This is a genomic window from Bacillus nakamurai (assembly GCF_001584325.1).
Classification (GTDB): Bacteria; Bacillota; Bacilli; order Bacillales; family Bacillaceae; genus Bacillus; species Bacillus nakamurai.
Genome location: NZ_LSAZ01000027.1, coordinates 17,548 through 37,751 on the forward strand (window position 1 = coordinate 17,548; position 20,204 = coordinate 37,751).

Below are 20,204 nucleotides of genomic sequence, written 5' to 3' on the forward strand. Positions count from 1 at the left end.
AAGGTTTTTCTCTTTCTTTAATTGCAAATTCTTTGGAAATAACAAAAGGTATGGTATGATAATGAGAGGTATACATGGACAGTAAATTATTATTTATCCATGCGTAAAAACGCATGTGAACATAGAGGAGCGTTATAGATGCTTGGGATTTTAAATAAAATGTTTGATCCGACCAAACGTGCGCTGAACAAATACGAAAAAATAGCTAACGATATTGATGCTGTCAAAGGAGATTATGAAAATCTCTCAGACGATGCGCTTAAACATAAAACGATTGAATTTAAGGAGCGGCTTGAAAAAGGAGAAACGACGGATGATCTTCTTGTTGAGGCGTTTGCGGTCGTTCGGGAAGCTTCACGCCGCGTAACCGGGATGTTCCCGTTTAAAGTGCAGCTGATGGGGGGCATCGCCCTTCACGAGGGAAATATTTCTGAAATGAAAACCGGGGAAGGGAAAACGCTGACTTCAACTCTCCCTGTTTATTTAAATGCATTGACCGGAAAAGGCGTTCACGTCGTAACGGTCAACGAATATCTGGCAAGCCGTGATGCCCAGCAAATGGGAGAAATCTTTACATTTTTGGGTCTGACGGTCGGCCTGAACCTGAATTCGATGTCAAAAGACGAAAAACGCGAAGCGTATGCAGCCGACATCACGTACTCAACGAATAATGAACTCGGCTTTGATTATTTGCGTGACAACATGGTGCTTTATAAAGAACAAATGGTGCAGCGTCCGCTTCACTTTGCCGTGATTGATGAGGTCGATTCAATTTTAATCGATGAAGCGAGAACGCCATTGATCATTTCCGGACAAGCTGCAAAATCGACCAAGCTTTATGTGCAGGCAAATGCATTTGTCCGCACGCTGAAGAAGGATCAGGATTACACGTATGACGTCAAAACGAAGGGCGTGCAGCTTACGGAAGAAGGAATGACGAAGGCGGAAAACGCCTTTGGCATCGACAACCTGTTTGATGTCAAAAACGTCGCGCTCAACCACCATATCAATCAGGCTTTAAAAGCTCATGCGGCAATGCAGAAGGACGTAGATTACGTTGTTGAGGACGGGCAGGTCGTTATCGTCGATTCCTTCACGGGCCGTCTGATGAAAGGACGCCGCTACAGCGAAGGCCTTCACCAGGCGATTGAAGCGAAGGAAGGCCTGGAAATTCAAAACGAAAGCATGACATTGGCGACGATTACGTTCCAAAACTATTTCCGGATGTACGAAAAGCTTGCCGGGATGACTGGGACCGCCAAAACGGAAGAGGAAGAATTCCGCAATATTTATAATATGCAGGTAGTCTCCATTCCGACTAACCAGCCCGTTATCCGTGATGACCGTCCGGACTTGATCTATCGTTCAATGGAAGGGAAATTCAAGGCGGTGGCTGAGGATGTGGCCCAGCGCTACATGACGGGACAGCCTGTGCTGGTCGGTACCGTTGCCGTTGAAACGTCTGAATTGATTTCTAAGCTTTTGAAGAATAAAGGAATTCCGCATCAGGTGCTGAATGCGAAAAACCATGAGCGTGAGGCGCAGATCATTGAAGAAGCCGGACAAAAAGGCGCTGTTACGATCGCGACGAACATGGCCGGACGCGGAACCGACATTAAACTCGGTGAAGGCGTAAAAGAGCTGGGCGGCCTGGCGGTCGTCGGTACGGAACGCCACGAATCGCGCCGGATTGACAATCAGCTTCGCGGACGTTCAGGACGTCAGGGAGACCCCGGCATCACGCAATTTTATCTTTCTATGGAAGATGAACTTATGCGCAGATTCGGTGCTGAGCGGACGATGGCGATGCTTGACCGTTTCGGCATGGATGACTCGACGCCGATTCAGAGCAAGATGGTGTCACGCGCCGTGGAATCATCTCAAAAACGTGTGGAAGGAAACAACTTCGATGCACGTAAACAGCTTCTGCAATATGACGATGTGCTGCGCCAGCAGCGCGAGGTCATTTACAAGCAGCGTTTTGAAGTGATTGACTCTGAAAACCTGCGGGATATTGTTGAAGGCATGATCAAGTCATCTCTTGAACGGGCGATTGCAGCTTATACGCCGAGAGAGCAGCTTCCTGAAGAATGGAACCTTGACGGGCTCGTGGAGCTGGTAAATACGACGTACCTTGATGAAGGTGCGCTTGAGAAGAGCGACATTTTCGGAAAAGAACCGGAAGAAATGCATGAACTGATCATGGATCGGATCATGACAAAATATAATGAAAAAGAAGAAAACTTCGGTATAGAACAGATGCGTGAATTTGAAAAAGTCATCGTGCTGCGCGCCGTCGATTCAAAATGGATGGATCATATTGACGCGATGGACCAGCTTCGTCAAGGGATTCACCTTCGCGCCTACGCACAGACAAATCCGCTGCGCGAATACCAAATGGAAGGCTTCGCGATGTTTGAGAACATGATCGAGTCTATTGAGGACGAGGTGGCGAAGTTTGTGATGAAGGCCGAGATTGAAAGCAACCTGGAACGCGAAGAAGTTGTTCAGGGCCAAACGACGGCTCACCAGCCGCAGGACGGCGATGAGGCGAAACAGGCGAAAAAAGCGCCGGTTCGTAAAGTCGTAGATATCGGACGCAACGCGCCTTGCCATTGCGGAAGCGGAAAAAAATATAAAAATTGCTGCGGGCGGACAGAATAAAATCCGTCTGGATATAAGCGATAAATGACCGGGCCTGCGCCTTTTGGCGCCCCGGATCTTTTAATGAGGTGAATGGAATGGAATTATCAGAAATCAGGGCAGAGCTCGAAAATATGGCTTCTCGTTTAGCGGACTTTAGGGGGTCTCTTTGACCTCGAAGCAAAGGAAGCCCGCATTGCTGAATTAGACGAAAAAATGGCGGAGCCGGACTTTTGGAATGACCAGCAAAAGGCCCAAACCGTTATAAACGAAGCAAATGGTTTAAAAGAATACGTGAACTCATATCATCAGCTGAGCGAGTCTCATGAAGAGCTGCAAATGACGCATGATCTTTTAAAAGAAGAGCCTGATCAGGATCTTCAGCAGGAGCTTGAGAAAGAGCTGAAATCATTAACGAAGGAATTGAATGAATTTGAGCTTCAGCTTCTGCTCAGCGAACCTTATGACAAAAATAACGCGATTTTAGAGCTTCATCCGGGTGCCGGCGGGACGGAATCCCAAGACTGGGGCTCCATGCTGCTCAGAATGTATACCAGATGGGCGGAAAGACGCGGATGCAAAGTTGAAACGCTTGATTATCTGCCGGGAGATGAGGCCGGAATTAAATCGGTCACACTGCTGATCAAAGGCCATAACGCTTACGGTTATTTAAAAGCTGAAAAAGGCGTGCACCGTCTTGTGCGGATTTCTCCGTTTGATTCATCAGGCCGCCGCCACACGTCATTCGTTTCATGTGAGGTTATGCCTGAATTTAATGAAGAAATCGATATTGACATCCGGACAGAGGATATTAAAGTCGATACGTACCGGGCCAGCGGTGCGGGCGGACAGCACGTCAATACGACCGATTCGGCTGTTCGGATTACCCACTTGCCGACAAATGTGGTCGTCACCTGCCAGACGGAACGTTCACAAATTAAAAACCGCGACAGAGCGATGAAAATGCTCAAAGCAAAGCTGTATCAGCGCAGAATTGAAGAACAGCAGGCTGAGCTTGACGAAATTCGCGGCGAACAGAAAGAAATCGGCTGGGGCAGCCAAATTCGTTCTTACGTTTTCCATCCTTATTCTATGGTGAAAGATCACCGGACAAATACAGAAATGGGGAACGTACAGGCGGTAATGGACGGCGATATTGACATCTTCATCGATGCTTATTTGCGCTCTAAGCTTTCATAACAAGGGAAAACACACCTGCCTCCGGCAAGGTGTGTTTTTTTATCCATTCTCTTTATCCGTTTTTCGCAATAGCGCTTTAGTCAATTAATACGGTATTTGGCTGTTATTTACTTCTAAGCCGGGAAGACTTAAAATGCTATCGAGAGAAAATCAGAGAACGGAGGATTTATCATGAATGTGAATCACAATAAGCCGCTCCGCCTGATAAAGGATTATTTGTATATCATTATCGGTGCGGCGATTACGGGCGTGGTATTTAATGTGTTTTTACTGCCGAACCGGATCGCAGCGGGCGGAGTAAGCGGGATCAGCACCATTTTGCAGACGTTTGGTTTTGAACCGGCTTACGTGCAATGGATTATTAACATCCCATTGTTTATTGCCGGAGTCATTATTCTAGGCGGTAAGTTTGGAATGAAGACACTTGTCGGTTCTGTTGTCTTGCCGCTCGTCGTCTTTTTGACAAGGGATCTGCCTCCCGCCACGACCCATGAACTGCTTGCGGCTATTTTCGGAGGCGTCGGAATCGGAACGGGGATCGGCATCGTGTATCTCGGCAAGGGCTCAACGGGGGGGACCGCTTTGGCGGCCCAAATCATTCATAAATACACGGGGCTTTCTTTAGGGACCTGTCTTGCCGTTATTGACGGTTTAATTGTCGTTAGCGCCATGCTTGTCTTTAGCATTGAACAAGGCCTTTATGCGATGCTTGGCGTGTTTATTTCAAGTAAAACGATCGATGTCGTACAGGTCGGCTTCAACCGTTCTAAAATGGCTTTAATCATTACAGAACATGAAGAAGCGGTCAGATCGGCTGTATTTACGCAAATTGACAGAGGTGTGACAAAAATCTCCGCTGTCGGGGGATATACCGACCATGACCGGCCGATTTTAATGTGTGTCGTCGGGCAAACCGAATTCACAAAACTGAAACAAGTGGTCAAACAAATTGATGAGTCGGCTTTTGTCATTGTGGCAGACGCAAGCGAGGTGCTCGGTGAGGGTTTCAAACGCGCCTGAACGGGGTTATAATATGCGTAAAGGGGTGCATCTTACATATGAAATCAAAATGGGCGTTGCTTATTCTGGTTCTTACCATGTCTGTCCTGCTGGCGGCATGCGGTTCCAATAATTCGAAAAAAGACAGCTCGGACAGTTCCGGCAGCTCAAAAGCGTCTGCTTCCGCAGGGGAAGAGCTTTATCAGCAAAGCTGCATCGGCTGCCACGGCAAAGATTTAGAAGGCGGAGGAGGCCCGAATTTACAAGAAGTCGGCGGAAAGTATGATGAAGCCAAAATTGAAAGCATTATTAAAAACGGCCGCGGCAACATGCCGAGCCACCTTGTAAGTGATGAGGACGCCGCGAAGATCGCGAAATGGCTGTCACAGAAAAAATAACAGCAAAAAAACCTTGCCTATCATGACGGCAAGGTTTTTTCACGGACTGGGAATGAAAAGAAACTGTAATAGTATTATGTCTAAATTTGACGTATAATGAAGTGTACTGAGGAAAAGGAACTTTCAGATTTTTTATCTGTTTCCTGACATTCGGCCATAAACCGCCGATAATGAGCGAACTCTATGGCTGCAAGACATAAATAAAAGATTAGGTGATTTCATGATAGAGATGAAAGAAGTATATAAATCCTATCCAAACGGTGTAAAGGCGATTAACGGGCTGTCTATTAAGATTCATCCCGGAGAATTTGTTTATGTCGTAGGACCGAGCGGAGCCGGAAAATCTACTTTTATCAAAATGATTTACAGAGAAGAAAAGCCCACAAAGGGGCAAATATTGATTAATAATAAAGATCTCGCAACGATTAAGGAGAAAGAGATTCCTTTCGTGCGGCGCAAAATAGGTGTTGTTTTCCAAGATTTTAAACTTCTTCCGAAACTGACGGTTTTTGAAAACGTCGCGTTTGCGCTTGAGGTGATCGGCGAGCAGCAGTCAGTCATTAAAAAACGCGTGCTTGAAGTGCTCGATCTTGTGCAGCTGAAGCATAAAGCGAGACAATTTCCCGACCAGCTTTCCGGAGGGGAACAGCAGCGTGTATCTATCGCAAGATCAATCGTCAACAACCCTGACGTTGTCATAGCTGACGAACCGACGGGAAACCTCGATCCGGATACTTCGTGGGAAGTCATGAAGACGCTGGAAGAGATTAATAATCGCGGAACGACTGTCGTTATGGCGACACATAATAAAGAAATAGTAAACACCATGAAGAAACGGGTCATTGCAATCGAAGACGGGATCATTGTGCGTGATGAGTCAAGAGGGGAGTATGGTTCTTATGATTAAAATTCTCGGGCGCCATTTGCGTGAGAGTTTTAAATCTCTCGGGAGAAACACATGGATGACATTTGCATCTATCAGTGCGGTAACCGTTACACTGATTTTGGTCGGCGTATTTTTAGTCATTATGCTGAATTTAAACAATATGGCGTCAAACGCTGAAAAAGAAGTGGAAATTAAGGTTTTAATTGATTTGACAGCTGATAAAAAAGCGCAGGATACGCTGCAGAGTCAGATTAAAGATCTCTCAGGCATTCAAAGCGTCGATTTTTCATCTAAAGATAAAGAGCTTGATCAATTGGTCAAAAGCTTTGGCGACAGCGGAAAATCCATGAAAATGAAAGATCAGGAAAACCCGCTGAACAACGCGTTTGTCGTCAAAACGACAGATCCGCATGACACGCCGAAAGTGGCGAAAAAAATAGAAAAGCTTGATCATGTTTATAAAGTGACATACGGAAAAGAAGAAGTCAACCGTTTGTTTAAAGTCGTCGGCGTATCACGCAATATCGGGATTGCGTTAATTATCGGCCTTCTGTTCACGGCAATGTTTCTCATTTCCAACACGATTAAGATTACCATTTTCGCAAGAAGAAAAGAGATTGAAATCATGAAGCTTGTCGGCGCGACAAACTGGTTTATCCGCTGGCCGTTTTTCCTTGAAGGGCTGCTGCTTGGGGTATTCGGTTCTGTCATACCGATCGCTCTCGTGCTGAGCACGTATCAATCAATGGTCGGCTGGGTGGCTCCGAAAGTTCAGGGGTCATTTGTTTCCCTCTTGCCGTACAGTCCTTTTGTATTCCAAATATCACTTGTGCTCATTCTGATCGGCGCAGTGATCGGAGTATGGGGAAGCCTGACATCTATCCGCAAATTCTTGCGTGTATAATTGTAAAAGCCAGTCTGATAACAGACTGGCTTTTTTTGTGCCTCCGCTACTTGATAACGGGCCATGCCGGTGATTCCGGTTTTAATGTGAAGTCATAAGACGCTTCATCACGATACATCGGATCAGCATAAATCGAATCCGAATCATTTTTCGTTCCTTTTTGATAGGCTGCAAATGAGTTGTATTTTTTGTTTTTCCAATTCCAAATGCCGTTTTTACCGGCTTCTTTGTGATAGACGTTATGATTGACCGTATTGCCTTCGTTTTTCGTAAAATCATTTGCGATAAATATCCGTGAACCGCTTGCCGTCATAATGTTTTTCTCGATGGTGTTCCTTTTTGTATCGTACTGTAACAGCAGCTGGCCGCCGTCAAGGTTATTCTTCGTATCATTGCGGTAAAGAATGTTGTGAGCGATCACAGAATTCATTGTGCCGCCGCGCTTTTCGTCATAGCCCCCGATTGAAATACCCGTGTAAGCATTATTGTACACTTTGTTTTCCGTGATCCGAATATCTGTGGCGTATTTCCCTTTATGTTCTGAAGTGGCTTCAATTCCGAGATCATTGTTGTAAACGGTGTTTTTCTTAATCTCAACATGTTCTGCTCCGTCAACGTAAATGCCGCCCGCTGAGTATTCGTCCCCATATGCGGGATTTCCGTAAGAGGAATTATCGCTGACGGTATTGTTCTCAATGACGCCGTTTCGCACATAATCGTTTTGTTTCGCCGTTCCTTCGTATCCGATCACATCAATTCCGATATTATTATTGTTGCGGATTGTATTGTCAGCGATCGTGAAGCCGTCAATGTTTCCGTTCAGCACAACCGCTTCGCTTGCGCCGATCGTCAGCTTTTCAACTGTATTATTCGTGACTTTGATGTCTTTCATCCCGTCAGTGCCGTAGAACGCGATTCCGTGCGCATTGCCTTCATCGGCCGTTGTTTTAATGTTCTGAACATGGTTGCTGTCAATGGTAATATGACTGCTTGATCCAGTCACATAAATCCCCATGGCTGTTGCATCTTCTGATGAGACAGAAAGGTTCTCAAGCGTTACACCGTGGATGGTAATGTAATTTTTATTGCGTATCTGAATTAACGGTGTCTCAGAATCGGTGTGCGCAGCAGATTTTCCGCTGATGACCACTTTTTCATTTTCATAGTTCTTAAACGTAATGGGCTTTTCGGCCGTGCCGCTGTGCTTCACTTCAAAGGTTTCATCATACGTCCCTTCCCGAATCAATACCGTTGTTCCGGCTGCGGCTTCTTCAGACGCATGCTTCAGCGTGCGAAACGGCTTTTCTTTCGTTCCTTCATTTTGATCATTTCCGCCAGGGGACACATACAGGCAGTCCGCCTGTTTTTGTTCATTGGCCTCCGTTTTAGTAAAGGCAAAGGCGGTAATGCCGGCAGCTAAGACGACTGCAGATAAAATAGAAATTTTCATTTCATATCGCATTCTCTTTTCTGTATATTTGATGTATTTCATACAAAATATTACACGTTATCCATTTATGTGAAACAATCTGATGTTTTCATTATTTAACTGTCATTACATGAATTCTTCCTGCTCTACATATACTATCTCCAGGTTTTCGTAAAAGGACAGGAGGAGGTAAAAGATGAAGAAAAAAATGATCGCAGTCATAGCGGCAGTAAGCATATTGTGCGGCGGTGCGGATATCGCGGCGGCACAGCCTGATTCATCCGGCGCTGTAAGAAGCGAAGCGATGGAGAAAATTGAAAAAGCATATGACTTAATCTCGAATGAGTATGTTGAGAAAGTAGATAGGGAAAAGCTGCTTGAAGGAGCGATTCAGGGGATGCTGTCTGCATTAAACGATCCTTATTCCGTTTATATGGACAAGCAGACAGCCAAGCAGTTTTCTGATTCGCTTGATTCCTCTTTTGAAGGAATCGGCGCTGAAGTCGGAATGGAAGACAATAAAATTATTATCGTATCTCCGTTTAAGCAATCACCGGCAGAAAAAGCCGGCCTCAAGCCGAATGATGAGATCATCAGCATTAACGGCGAATCAATGGACGGGAAGGATTTAAATGATGCCGTGCTGAAAATAAGAGGAAAAAAAGGCTCGAAGGTCTCCATCAAGGTTCAGCGTCCCGGCACGGAAAAACAGCTGTCCTTCCGTATAAAAAGAGCGGAGATTCCGCTGGAAACCGTTTTTTCTTCCCGAAAAGAAATAGGGGGGCATCCGGTCGGCTATATCGGGATCTCGACATTTTCCGAACATACAGCAGAAGACTTCTCGCTAGCGCTGAGAAAGCTTGAAAAACAAGGTATTGAAGGATTGGTTCTTGATGTGCGGGGGAACCCGGGCGGCTATCTCCAAAGCGTGGAGCAGATTCTGAAGCATTTCATTACAAAAGACATGCCGTATATTCAAATCGCTGAACGCGACGGGGATAAAAAACAATATTTCTCAACGTTAACACATAAAAAACCGTACCCGGTAAATGTCATTACGGATAAAGGAAGTGCTTCCGCTTCTGAAATTCTCGCGGGCGCTTTGAAGGAAGCCGGGCATTATGACGTGGTCGGTGATACCTCCTTCGGAAAAGGGACGGTCCAGCAGGCCGTGCCTATGGGCGACGGAAGCAACATTAAATTGACGCTTTATAAATGGCTCACACCGAAAGGCAACTGGATTCATAAAAAAGGAATTACGCCGACAATCGCCATGAGCCAGCCGGAGTATTTCTCAGCGGGTCCGCTTCAGCTTAAACAGCCCCTTCAGCCTGATATGAACAATGCGGATGTGAAACACGCCCAAATTCTGCTGAAAGGCTTAAGCTTTGACCCGGGCCGGGCGGACGGATATTTCAGCAAAACGATGAAAAAAGCAGTTCTTGCTTTTCAAGATCGATACAAGCTGGATAAAACAGCAGTCATTGACAAAAACACAGCGGAGAAAATGAATCAGCTGATCAATGAGAAAAAATCTGATGAAAAGAATGATTTACAGCTGCAAACGGCGTTAAAATCATTATTTGTGAAATAAAGGAAGGGAGGCGGTTTTTTGCCTCCTATTTCTTTTGTCATGTTGAATAAATGAACTGAAAGACACATATTTATGACGATTTTGACAAGATATTAAAAAAATTTTCACATTTAAACATTTATAAAGGACAAATAATACCCGATATTTAGAGAGAAGAGAGACTTTGTGCTGATTTAATATGTATTTAAAATGAAACTTTAGCAAGTTGCCTCAGTCTGTTTTAGTTCTTACAATGAAAGAAGGTTCTAATAGAGAACAGATTTCGTTTTTTGGCAGCTGCACTTCGAATTGAAAGGTGCCGGCAGTGACTGTCAGCATTTTAGCACGGCAGCTGTAATCACCCGTGCTTATCTGGATAAAAAAATGGGGGTTCACAATTGAAGAGGGCAAGTATTGTGCGTGAAAAAAAATATTACGAATTAGTGGAACAACTAAAAGACAGAACAAAAGACGTCACATTTTCAGCAACAAAAGCACTCAGTCTTCTTATGCTGTTCAGCAGATATTTGGTCAATTACACAAATGTTGAATGCGTTAATGACATTAACGAAGAATGTGCAGAACAATATTTCACTTACTTAATGAAAAACCATAAACGATTAGGAATCAATTTGACGGACATTAAAAGGTCGATGCTCTTGATCAGCGGAGTGATCGATGCTGATGTCGACCATTATCTGAAAGATTTCTCTCTCTCGAATGTTACGCTGTGGATGACGCAGGAGAGGTAGGCGTTTTATCATATCCAAGCCAATTATTATTTGGTAGAATAGAATTAAAATGTTTGGCTTGAGGCGGTGAAAGTAGTGTCTGTTCAATGGGGGATTGAACTGTTAAAAAGTGTTGGTCTGTTTTTTTTGCACCCGCTATTTTGGTTTTTTATTATCATAAGTCTCGCGTGCGGATATTTGCGGATTAAGCGTGAACGGCATACGTTTCACACGAAAATCGCAGATATGTATGATGAGCTTACTTTTACATACATTAAAGGACTTATACCGGGTATTCTTCTCTCCATACTGTTATTTGGGCTGGGGATTTCGATTCCGCTCGGGCTTCTCGGCATTATTGCCGCTGTAACGGCTCTTGCGGCTCTGACTTTCCGCATGAATTGGCTGTCATCGGCTTATATTGTCAGCGCCGGCATGCTGATTGCCTTTATCCTTCATTATACTCAGGCGGAGCCTTTTTCAGAGCGGTTTCCGCAAGCATTCGGAGTGAATTGGGCTTCAGCGGCCGTGTTTTTGGGTCTTTTGATTATCACGGAAGGAGCGGCTGCATTCCGTTCGGCGCATCTGAAAACGTCTCCTGCACTTGTTGTCAGCAGCAGGGGCCTGCCCATTGGGCGTCAATTGGCGAATCGCGCCTGGCTGCTTCCGCTTTTCATATTGGTGCCGGGAAACGGGCTTGAGTCACACCTTTCTTGGTGGCCTGTGTTTACCGTGCCGGGCGGCTCTTTCCATTTTATCTGGATTCCTTACATCGTCGGTTTCGGACAGCGTGTGCAAGGGTCGCTTCCGAAAATAAGCTTGAGGATAACGGCGAGACGGATTATGATTCTCGGGCTTATCGTCACGGCTGTCGGGGCGGCGGGCCTTTTGTGGACTCCGCTTGCCGGGGCTGCTGCTTGTACAGCGGTGGTCGGACGTCTCTTTTTGTCATTAAGGCAGCGCATGAACGATAACGCGGCTCCGTTTTATTTCTCTAAACGTGATCAAGGTTTAATGGTTCTCGGCATCATTCCGAATACGCCGGCGGAGGATCTTGAACTGAAGATCGGTGAGATCATTACGAAAGTAAACGGCATCCCTGTGAAGCATGTATCGGAGTTTTATGAAGCGCTTCAAAAAAACCGCGCATTTGTAAAGATGGAGATCATCGGTTTGAACGGCCAAATCCGTTTTGATCAGCGCGCGTCCTATGAAGGCGAACATCACGAATTAGGTATTTTATTTGTGCAGGATGAACATGAGCAGGAAGAGACAGCCGCATTATAAAAAACAGCCCGGTGCCGCCGAAAAAACACGGCCGCCGGGCTGTTTTTATTTATGGGCGAAACACGATGTCAGCAGGATACATTTCCGATGAGATGGTGACTGTGACAGTATCTGTCGCCGTGTCGATAACGGAAATGAAATTGCTGAAAAGATTCGTGACAAAAATACGTGTTCCGTCAGGCGTCGGCTTGGCGCTGTACGGATATAACCCTACCGGAATAACGGCACTGACAGTATTTGCTGCTGTATTCAGGACTGAAACGCTGCCGCCGCTTGAATTTAAAATATAGATTTTCGTTCCGTCAGGCGTCACTGTCACACCGAGCGGATTTTGGCCGGTATTGACCGTATCAATGATGCTGTTTGTGCTTGTGTTTATAATAGAAAGGTTGTTGCTGTTGAGGTTCGTGACATATGCTTTGCTGCCGTCAGGTGAAAAAACAACATCCGAAGGCGAGCTGTACGGCAGGATGATTGTCGCCGTCACTGTATTGTCTTGTGTACGAATGACAGACACGGTGTTGATATTAGTATTCAGCACATATAAAAGCCGTTCGGCGATACGGCAATTCCTGTCGGCAGAAGCGGGTAAAAGCGAACCGATGATCAGCACCGTATTTTCCGCCGAAAAGGTGTCGTGCCCGCCGGAGGCAGTGTTTTGTTTTTCAGCACAAGGGTAAACTGGGCAAGTCCGAGAAGATCAAGAGTCAGCGGCAATGTGACTTTTCTGCCGCCTCCTGATATTTGGGAAGAGGCCAGATTGGTATTGTTCACTGTATCATTTGTTGTCGCGGTGAAACCTTCTGGCAGCCGGAATACGACACCGCCTAAAGAAAGCACCGAATTCGGCGAATAGGTAAGAACGAGATCAGCCGTCGTTCCTTCCACATTATTTTGAACGGCATTGACGGTAAGTGCCGGCGCCAGCGGGCGAACTTGGTCTAAACTCTAAGCTGAATGATTTTGCGTTTGGACCGTTTCGCCGGACTTAATGCCTGATGACACGAACAAGCCGATAATGGAAACACCGATCAGAATCATAAACAGAATATGAAACCCGGAAATCAAACCGATCAGCGCGGAAGATATAATGCTTCCGAAATATCGGAAAGTTGAAAAGATGCCGGACGCGATTCCGGACATGCCCGGCTCGACCGTCGCAAGAGATGACACCTGCATGCTCGTCAGTCCTGCGCCTGAAGCAAGGCCGCCTAAAATAAGCGATGCCATGAGAAACGGAACGGAATGGGAATGAACCAAGAGTAAAAATAAGATATTCGCTCCGGCCATTAATCCGAAGGACAGAAAAATCATTCTTCTTGCGCCCCATTTATGATGAAGCTGAGCGCCGCCCCAGTTGCTGGCTGACATGAATACAGAAAAGACCGACAGCGCCATGCCGCTTTGAGACGTATTCAAACTGAAATGGTTTGTCATAAACAGCGGCATGATCAATAAGACGGCGTACATCATTAAATTGCTTAATAAGACTGACAGATTGGCGCTCGTAAAGGTTGAGTTTTTAAAAAGATCAAAATCAATAATCGGATGTTTCGTCCGCATCTCCCGTCTGAAAAAAAACGGAACGAACAAAAGAATGAGCAGGCCGTACAGCCAGTAGCCCCAAGAGCTTTCATTTTTCGTCAGCAAAATAATAGATACGATGCTTCCGGCCAGCAGAATCGAACCGATCAAATCAAGCGGTGCGTCAGAGGTTTCTTCTTTATATTTAGGAAACATCATCAGTGCTGTCACAAGTGCGATAGCGAGAAATGGGATGTTGACCCAAAAGATAGAATGCCAGCTGAAGTTTTCAATTAAAAGTGAACCGATGAACGGGCCGAGAGCCGCGCCCAGACCGGCGCCGAGGCCGAAAAAACCGAATACTTTCGGAAGGCGTTTTTCAGACACGACATGCCGGATGATGGCAATGCTGTTTGGTGTAAGCAAAGCGCCGCCGGCTGCCTGGAGCGCGCGGAAAACGATTAATAAGAAAAGACTCGGCGAGAGGGCGCATCCTAGCGATGCTATGAGAAAGAGGCCGACGCCCCATAAATACATTTTTTTGTTCCCGTACATATCACCGAGCTTGCCGGCAATGGGCTGTGTAACGGCCATCACGATTAAATAGACGGTCACAACCCAAGTGATGCTTGCGAGAGATTCGCTGTATGTCCGGGAAATGGATGAGAGGGCTACTGCAATCATCGTAGAATTGATGGGGACGAGAATTGCCCCCAGCAAAAGTGAGACGATCAGCGCCCATTCTTTCTTTGAACCCATTCATATCCTCCTTTGGAGCCGGAATTACCGGCCGATGATTCCTTTGACAAAAATCTCAGTGCTGTGTCTCAGCATTGTTTCTTCAGGAAGAGAAATGACTCTTTTCCCAAGCTGCAGGCGGTGTATGAAATAACCGAAAATCATCGTCATAAAAACGTCTGCATTTGCTTCTTCACAGCCGGGGCGGATCATGTTTTTCTCTGTCAGCCCTTTAAAGTAAGAGATCAAATGCTTTTTCATAGATTTCGGATACAGGACAATATCCTGAAGCACGTCTTCAAACATTTCCGGTTCACGGAAGCAAATCCGAAACACCTCTTTTTTTTGTTCTAATTGTTTTAAGAGGCAGGTGCCGATATGAAGCAAATCTTTATACGGGTCACCTTCTGTCTTTTCGATGATGCTTTCCGGGGGTTGCGTATGCTGCTCAATGATGGCTTTCATTAATCCTTGTTTGTTTTTGAAATTACGGAAAATCGTTGCTTCGCTTACATTCGCCTGTTCAGCTATTTCCTTTGTTGTTGCCGCCCGGTACCCTTTTTTAATAATAAGGTCCATTGCAGCGTCAAGAATTCTCCTGTTTGTCGTTCTCAACATGTTTCACCTCGCGTAATTACTGGCAGGACAAGTATACACCCGCCCCGCCGGTATGATAAAGAGGGAAACCTAATATGAAGCGCGTTTGACAATGGTGATCTTGCCGCTTGTGCCGTCAACCGTGACGATGTCGCCGTCTTTCAGCCTGTCAGTCGCAGCACGTGTGCCGAGAACCGCAGGAAGTCCGTACTCTCTTGCGATGATGGCCGCGTGTGATAAGATGCCGCCGGTGTCTGTAATGACTGCCTTCGCATCCTGAAACAGACTGGTCCAAAGAGGTGTCGTCATTTTACAGACAAGCACATCTCCCGATGAAAAGCGGGAAAATTCACCCGCGTCCCGAATGATCTTCACCGGGCCGCTTGCGATGCCGCTTGAAGCTGCGAGGCCGTAGATATGATGTTCGGTGTTTTTTTCATCTTCTGTAATTGATCCTGTAATCTGCTCAGCTACTTGAAGCTGTTCGGCAGTCGGCGTACCGAGATAAGCGGGCGCTTCAAGCAATTGATAGTCTCGAAGCAGCTGTTTCCGTTCGGCCGCTTTTTCTTGCATCGGCTCCGGAGACATTAAGGCTTCTTCGACTTCATCGCCGTATAAATACCATATATCCTCCCGATGATCGATAACGCCCTGCTCTTTTAACAGCTCGCCGATTTTCAAGAGACAAAGGCGGGCTTTTGCGTCAAGCATCGCGTCAATATAAAAATGGTGATCATCTTTAATCACGGATGAAGACAGGGTCCACTGATAATAACGGTCAAACGTTTTCCGGAAGCCGTCATCCTCGATTTTTTCCAAAAACGAAGCGTAGAGCTGTTTTCTTTTTTCAATCGTTTTACCGAACTCGCTGTCAAAATCGTAGCCGCTGCGGACATAGTTTTGGATATTGGACAATGCGAAATAAGGGTTTTCCGCCCATGTTTCTTCAATCAGGTCATGACTTTTCACGGATCTCCATCCATATTCCTCTAAAAAGTTGCCGACTTGTTGAAGAAAGCGCTTCCCTTCTTCGGATTGCAGGAGCGTTTGAGGCAGCTCATCGGCATGATAGGTGCTGAATACGTGCCGTAATGCCGGGCTGTTATTCACTTCCCTAGCGAGCAGCCAAAGATGCCTGTCTGTCTCCAATGATTTGTTCATAACTCCCGCCAGCATTTCGTACAGGAGGGTGCTGTTTTCTTCTTCGATCTGTCCGTACATGGCTTCCAGTTTCATGTTTAAAGCAACCTGAGGAAAGATGATATTGAAATGTTCTTCATATCCTTTTAAATAGAAGGCTTTCAGTTTTTGGAAAGCATCAAGGGCGCTCTCCGGCGTATGGGTGACATGCGCCAGTTCATCCAGTCCTTTGTAAAAAGGAAGAAATGTTTCGTTAATAATATCGTACATACGCTCCGCCAAAACGGGGAAAAGCGCTTCCGTCTGTTCTGAAGGCGGCTGCTCCGCTATTTTTTTTTGTTTTGAAAAAATACGGCCCTGATGAAGCTTTACCCGCTCAATTTCCACACCCATCACAGGAAATGTTTTCGTGCTCTGCTGCAGCCCGTATTCTAAAGCGGGAACGATGAGAGAGGCGAATAACGGACTGACCGGTCCTTCGATATTGGCTTCCATATTCAGCCAAAAATCTTTCTGATCCAGAGGCGTCATCATGAATTCACGCTTCTCGTCAGCCGCTTTTTGATCCTGCTCTATCGTGGTAATCGGGCGGGCCTGAAGCAGATACAGCTTGTTTTCGGCAATTCCGAATTCAAGATCAACGGGGTAGCCGTACAGCGCTTCCGTTTTTTTCGTCAGCTCGGCAAGCTCTTTGACCCTTTCGTCATCAAGACAAAAACGGCTTCTCATGTCAGTGCTCGTTTCTTTTTCCGCTACGCCTTCAGCTTGAGAAAACATAAACATTTCCTTTAACCCGATTTCTTTCTCAATCTGAAACGTCTCCTTATTGACGATATACGTGTCGGGCGTCACGCTGCCGGAGACGATCGCCTCCCCGAGCCCGTAGCTCGCTGAGATCATGAGTTCTCTGTCATCATGCGTGAGGGGATTTCGGCTGAAAATGACGCCTGACACCTCTGACTCGATCAACCCCTGTACAACGACGCCCATTAACGGCTCCGTAATGTCATTTTGCATTTTCTCTTTATAACGGCTCACCCGGGCTGAGAAAAAGGAAGCCCAGCATTCTTTCACTTTTCCGAGAAACTCTTCCTCCGTTTTTATATTTAAATAGGTTTCATACTGACCGGCGAATGAAGCGCCTTCCAGATCTTCGGACGCGGATGAGGAACGTACGGCCGCCGAAGCATATGATTCTCTCAATTCATAAAACGATGCGGTCAGCTCATCTTTCAGCTCTTTTGAAAACGTGCCGTTCATAATGGCGCGTCCCATCTGTTCATCGCCGCCCTGAAGCTGATTGTCTTCTATAAAACGTGTCAGGGCATTCGTCTGAATGACAAAACCATCGGGAACGGGCAAGCCGTTTTTCCTCAGTTTAATGAGATTCATCCCTTTTGCGCCGGCTAAGCGGCTGGATTCCTCAGCTTTGTTAAATAGTACTGAATACATGTGATATGGCCCCCTTTTTTTATCGCTAAGAAAATGATAGTGAACACTATCATTCCATTGTAAAGAGAGAGGAAGAAACTGTCAAAGATACAAAGGCCTAATCCACGTACAGCTTTTGGATGAACAGAAGGTAAATCGATTCACCTTATTAATGGTTCAATTAATATACTTTCGTATTTTTCAGATGAATGATTGAGGACTGCTGAAAAAGGGTATTGTAATAATAGGGGAACGATTGTCCGATTCTTCATTTTTTACTATAATCAGATGAGATGAAGAATTCCCGAGGAGGGTTTTTGTGATTACAAAAGCCGTTTTTGCATTATGTTTCCCTTTTATGCTGGTTGTCCTTTTTACGCGGGTTACATTTAACCACTATGTGGCTATCGCTCTCACCGCCGCACTGCTTTTCGCATCCTACTTAAAGGGGTACACGGAAACGTATTTTATTGTTGGATTAGATGTGGTGTCTTTGGTGGCCGGCGGTTTGTACATGGCCAAAAAAGAAGCAGACAAAAAGAAAGATAATGCCTGATATAGTGAATATGAATGTGAATGCCTGCTTTTACGCCATAAAAGCAGGTTTTTTATACAGAAATTAACTTGGTAAAAATAAGCCATCGAACTTTAGTTCGTATTTTTAGTGATTTTGCTCGTCATTGTGTTACTATATCAATAGGAAGATTTCGTAATGAAACGGAGGCTTTTTTGTGAAAGATCGTTTTGAGTTAGTCTCGAAATACCAGCCCCAGGGAGATCAGCCGCAAGCGATTGAGAAGCTTGTCAAAGGCATTCAGGAAGGCAGAAAACACCAGACTCTTCTGGGAGCGACGGGGACGGGCAAAACCTTTACGGTGTCCAATCTGATAAAAGAAGTAAACAAACCGACACTTGTCATTGCCCATAACAAAACCCTTGCAGGACAGCTTTACAGCGAGTTCAAAGAATTTTTCCCGAACAACGCTGTTGAGTATTTTGTCAGCTATTACGATTACTATCAGCCGGAGGCGTACGTGCCTCAAACGGATACATTTATAGAAAAAGACGCAAGCATTAACGATGAAATTGATAAACTCAGGCACTCCGCGACATCCGCTCTATTTGAACGGAGAGATGTCATTATTATCGCGAGCGTGTCTTGTATATACGGCCTCGGTTCGCCGGAAGAATACCGTGAAATGGTCGTTTCGCTCAGGACGGAAATGGAGATTGAACGGAACGAGCTGCTGAGAAAGCTTGTAGACATCCAATATGCCCGCAACGACATCGACTTTCAGCGCGGAACGTTCCGCGTGCGCGGAGACGTTGTGGAAATCTTCCCGGCCTCCCGTGACGAACACTGCATCAGAGTCGAATTTTTCGGCGATGAAATTGAGAGGATCAGAGAGGTTGACGCGCTGACCGGAGAAATTCTCGGCGACCGCGACCATGTCGCGATCTTCCCGGCTTCCCACTTCGTCACCCGGGCCGAAAAGATGGAAAAAGCGATTATAAACATTGAACAAGAGCTTGAGGAACGCCTGAAAGTCATGCATGAAAACGGCAAGCTCCTTGAAGCGCAGCGTCTGGAGCAGCGGACGAGATATGATCTTGAAATGATGCGGGAAATGGGCTTCTGCTCCGGCATTGAGAACTATTCAAGACATTTGACGCTCCGTCCGGCAGGCTCTACGCCGTATACGCTGCTTGATTATTTCCCTGACGACTTTATGATTGTCGTTGACGAATCACATGTGACAATTCCGCAGGTGCGCGGCATGTTTAACGGTGACCAGGCAAGAAAGCAGGTGCTTGTGGATCACGGCTTCCGCCTGCCGTCCGCGCTTGATAACCGCCCGCTTCGATTCGAGGAATTTGAAAAGCATATGCACAATATCGTTTATGTATCGGCTACGCCGGGACCGTACGAAATCGAACATACACCGGAAATGGTCGAGCAGATCATCAGGCCGACGGGGCTTCTTGACCCTATCATTGAGGTTCGTCCGATTGAGGGGCAGATTGATGATTTGATCGGAGAGATTCAGGCGAGAATTGAACGGAATGAACGAGTGCTCGTCACGACGCTGACGAAAAAAATGTCAGAGGACTTGACTGATTATCTGAAAGAAATCGGCATTAAAGTCAATTATCTTCATTCCGAAATTAAGACGCTGGAACGGATTGAAATCATTCGGGATCTCCGTCTCGGCAAACACGATGTGTTAATCGGAATCAACCTGCTGAGAGAAGGGCTCGATATACCGGAAGTGTCGCTTGTCGCCATTTTGGATGCGGATAAGGAAGGCTTCCTTCGTTCCGAGCGTTCGCTGATTCAGACGATCGGCCGGGCTGCCCGAAACTCAGAAGGCCGTGTCATCATGTATGCCGACAAAATGACGCATTCCATGGAAGTCGCGATTAATGAGACGAAACGGCGCCGCGAACAGCAAGAGCGCTTTAACGAAATCCACGGCATTACGCCGCAAACGATCAATAAGGAAATACGCGATGTGATCCGTGCGACGCAAGCTGCTGAGGATAAAGAAGAATATAAAACAAAAGCCGCGCCGAAGCTGGCGAAAATGACGAAAAAAGAACGCCAGAAAGTCGTTGAGCAAATGGAGCATGAGATGAAAGAAGCAGCCAAAGCGCTTGATTTTGAGCGGGCGGCTGAGCTGCGTGATTTACTGTTAGAGTTAAAAGCGGAAGGATGATGAAAAC

17 protein-coding genes are annotated in these 20,204 nt (G+C 46.0%); 11 read left to right on the plus strand and 6 right to left on the minus strand.

The window, feature by feature from the left end; translation table 11 throughout:
• The first annotated feature begins 138 nt into the window (after window positions 1-138).
• From secA to ftsX, 6 genes are all read left to right on the plus strand, one after another.
• Complete coding sequence (secA, locus tag AXI59_RS13010; RefSeq protein WP_061528452.1) at window positions 139-2,664, plus strand: preprotein translocase subunit SecA; 2,526 nt, start codon at window positions 139-141, stop codon at window positions 2,662-2,664.
• Between the two features lie 77 nt (window positions 2,665-2,741).
• Window positions 2,742-3,843 (plus strand): peptide chain release factor 2 gene (gene prfB / locus AXI59_RS13015; RefSeq protein WP_156476285.1). Its coding sequence is split into 2 segments (ribosomal slippage): window positions 2,742-2,813 and window positions 2,815-3,843, totalling 1,101 coding nucleotides; the frame shifts between segments, so codons are not numbered across the junction.
• A 171-nt stretch (window positions 3,844-4,014) separates the two neighbouring features.
• Entirely contained in the window at window positions 4,015-4,863 is an 849-nt protein-coding gene (locus tag AXI59_RS13020; protein WP_061522672.1) for a YitT family protein, read from the plus strand.
• 38 nt (window positions 4,864-4,901) lie between these two features.
• Complete coding sequence (gene cccB / locus AXI59_RS13025) at window positions 4,902-5,240, plus strand: cytochrome c551 (protein WP_061522673.1); 339 nt, start codon at window positions 4,902-4,904, stop codon at window positions 5,238-5,240.
• Between the two features lie 220 nt (window positions 5,241-5,460).
• The gene (ftsE, locus tag AXI59_RS13030; RefSeq protein WP_061522674.1) at window positions 5,461-6,147 is read left to right on the plus strand and encodes a cell division ATP-binding protein FtsE; all 687 of its coding nucleotides are present in this window, start codon (window positions 5,461-5,463) and stop codon (window positions 6,145-6,147) included.
• Window positions 6,140-7,030, plus strand: a complete 891-nt coding sequence (gene ftsX / locus AXI59_RS13035) for a permease-like cell division protein FtsX (protein ID WP_061528489.1) — start codon at window positions 6,140-6,142, stop codon at window positions 7,028-7,030. The genes ftsE and ftsX overlap by 8 nt, the downstream gene beginning before the upstream one ends.
• Window positions 7,031-7,076: 46 nt before the next feature.
• On the opposite strand, the gene AXI59_RS13040 is transcribed toward ftsX, so the two are convergent.
• On the minus strand, window positions 7,077-8,480 hold the full coding sequence (locus tag AXI59_RS13040) for a right-handed parallel beta-helix repeat-containing protein (RefSeq protein ID WP_167348378.1): 1,404 nt from the start codon (window positions 8,478-8,480) through the stop codon (window positions 7,077-7,079).
• Window positions 8,481-8,655: 175 nt separating this feature from the next.
• On the opposite strand from AXI59_RS13040, the gene ctpB reads away from it, so the two are divergent.
• The 3 genes from ctpB (at window position 8,656) to minJ (ending at window position 12,050) form a co-directional block, all read left to right on the plus strand.
• Window positions 8,656-10,053 carry a carboxy-terminal processing protease CtpB gene (ctpB, locus tag AXI59_RS13045; RefSeq protein ID WP_061528455.1) on the plus strand — a complete coding sequence of 466 codons (1,398 nt, stop codon included), beginning with the start codon at window positions 8,656-8,658 and terminating at the stop codon, window positions 10,051-10,053.
• A 377-nt stretch (window positions 10,054-10,430) separates the two neighbouring features.
• Window positions 10,431-10,784, plus strand: coding sequence for a swarming motility protein SwrAA (swrA, locus tag AXI59_RS13050; RefSeq protein ID WP_156476286.1), 354 nt, complete (start codon window positions 10,431-10,433; stop codon window positions 10,782-10,784).
• A gap of 75 nt (window positions 10,785-10,859) precedes the next feature.
• Window positions 10,860-12,050, plus strand: coding sequence for a cell division topological determinant MinJ (gene minJ / locus AXI59_RS13055; RefSeq protein WP_061528456.1), 1,191 nt, complete (start codon window positions 10,860-10,862; stop codon window positions 12,048-12,050).
• A 49-nt stretch (window positions 12,051-12,099) separates the two neighbouring features.
• Here minJ and AXI59_RS13060 read toward each other — a convergent pair whose 3' ends face one another.
• The 5 genes from AXI59_RS13060 to AXI59_RS13080 form a co-directional block, all read right to left on the minus strand.
• Window positions 12,100-12,663, minus strand: coding sequence for a YncE family protein (locus AXI59_RS13060; protein WP_240491522.1), 564 nt, complete (start codon window positions 12,661-12,663; stop codon window positions 12,100-12,102).
• The gene (locus tag AXI59_RS19820; RefSeq protein WP_420806855.1) at window positions 12,657-12,977 is read right to left on the minus strand and encodes a BslA/BslB family hydrophobin; all 321 of its coding nucleotides are present in this window, start codon (window positions 12,975-12,977) and stop codon (window positions 12,657-12,659) included. The genes AXI59_RS13060 and AXI59_RS19820 overlap by 7 nt, the downstream gene beginning before the upstream one ends.
• 21 nt (window positions 12,978-12,998) lie before the next feature.
• Window positions 12,999-14,333, minus strand: a complete 1,335-nt coding sequence (locus AXI59_RS13070) for an MFS transporter (RefSeq protein WP_061528458.1) — start codon at window positions 14,331-14,333, stop codon at window positions 12,999-13,001.
• Window positions 14,334-14,357: 24 nt separating this feature from the next.
• Window positions 14,358-14,927 (minus strand): TetR/AcrR family transcriptional regulator, encoded by a 570-nt coding sequence (locus AXI59_RS13075; protein WP_061528459.1) that lies wholly within the window; start codon window positions 14,925-14,927, stop codon window positions 14,358-14,360.
• A 72-nt stretch (window positions 14,928-14,999) separates the two neighbouring features.
• Window positions 15,000-17,501 carry a PEP/pyruvate-binding domain-containing protein gene (locus AXI59_RS13080; protein ID WP_061528460.1) on the minus strand — a complete coding sequence of 834 codons (2,502 nt, stop codon included), beginning with the start codon at window positions 17,499-17,501 and terminating at the stop codon, window positions 15,000-15,002.
• A 298-nt stretch (window positions 17,502-17,799) separates the two neighbouring features.
• On the opposite strand from AXI59_RS13080, the gene AXI59_RS13085 reads away from it, so the two are divergent.
• The gene (locus AXI59_RS13085) at window positions 17,800-18,036 is read left to right on the plus strand and encodes a CsbA family protein (RefSeq protein WP_003151438.1); all 237 of its coding nucleotides are present in this window, start codon (window positions 17,800-17,802) and stop codon (window positions 18,034-18,036) included.
• A gap of 175 nt (window positions 18,037-18,211) precedes the next feature.
• Window positions 18,212-20,197 (plus strand): excinuclease ABC subunit UvrB, encoded by a 1,986-nt coding sequence (uvrB, locus tag AXI59_RS13090; protein WP_061522684.1) that lies wholly within the window; start codon window positions 18,212-18,214, stop codon window positions 20,195-20,197.
• Window positions 20,198-20,204: the final 7 nt, after the last annotated feature.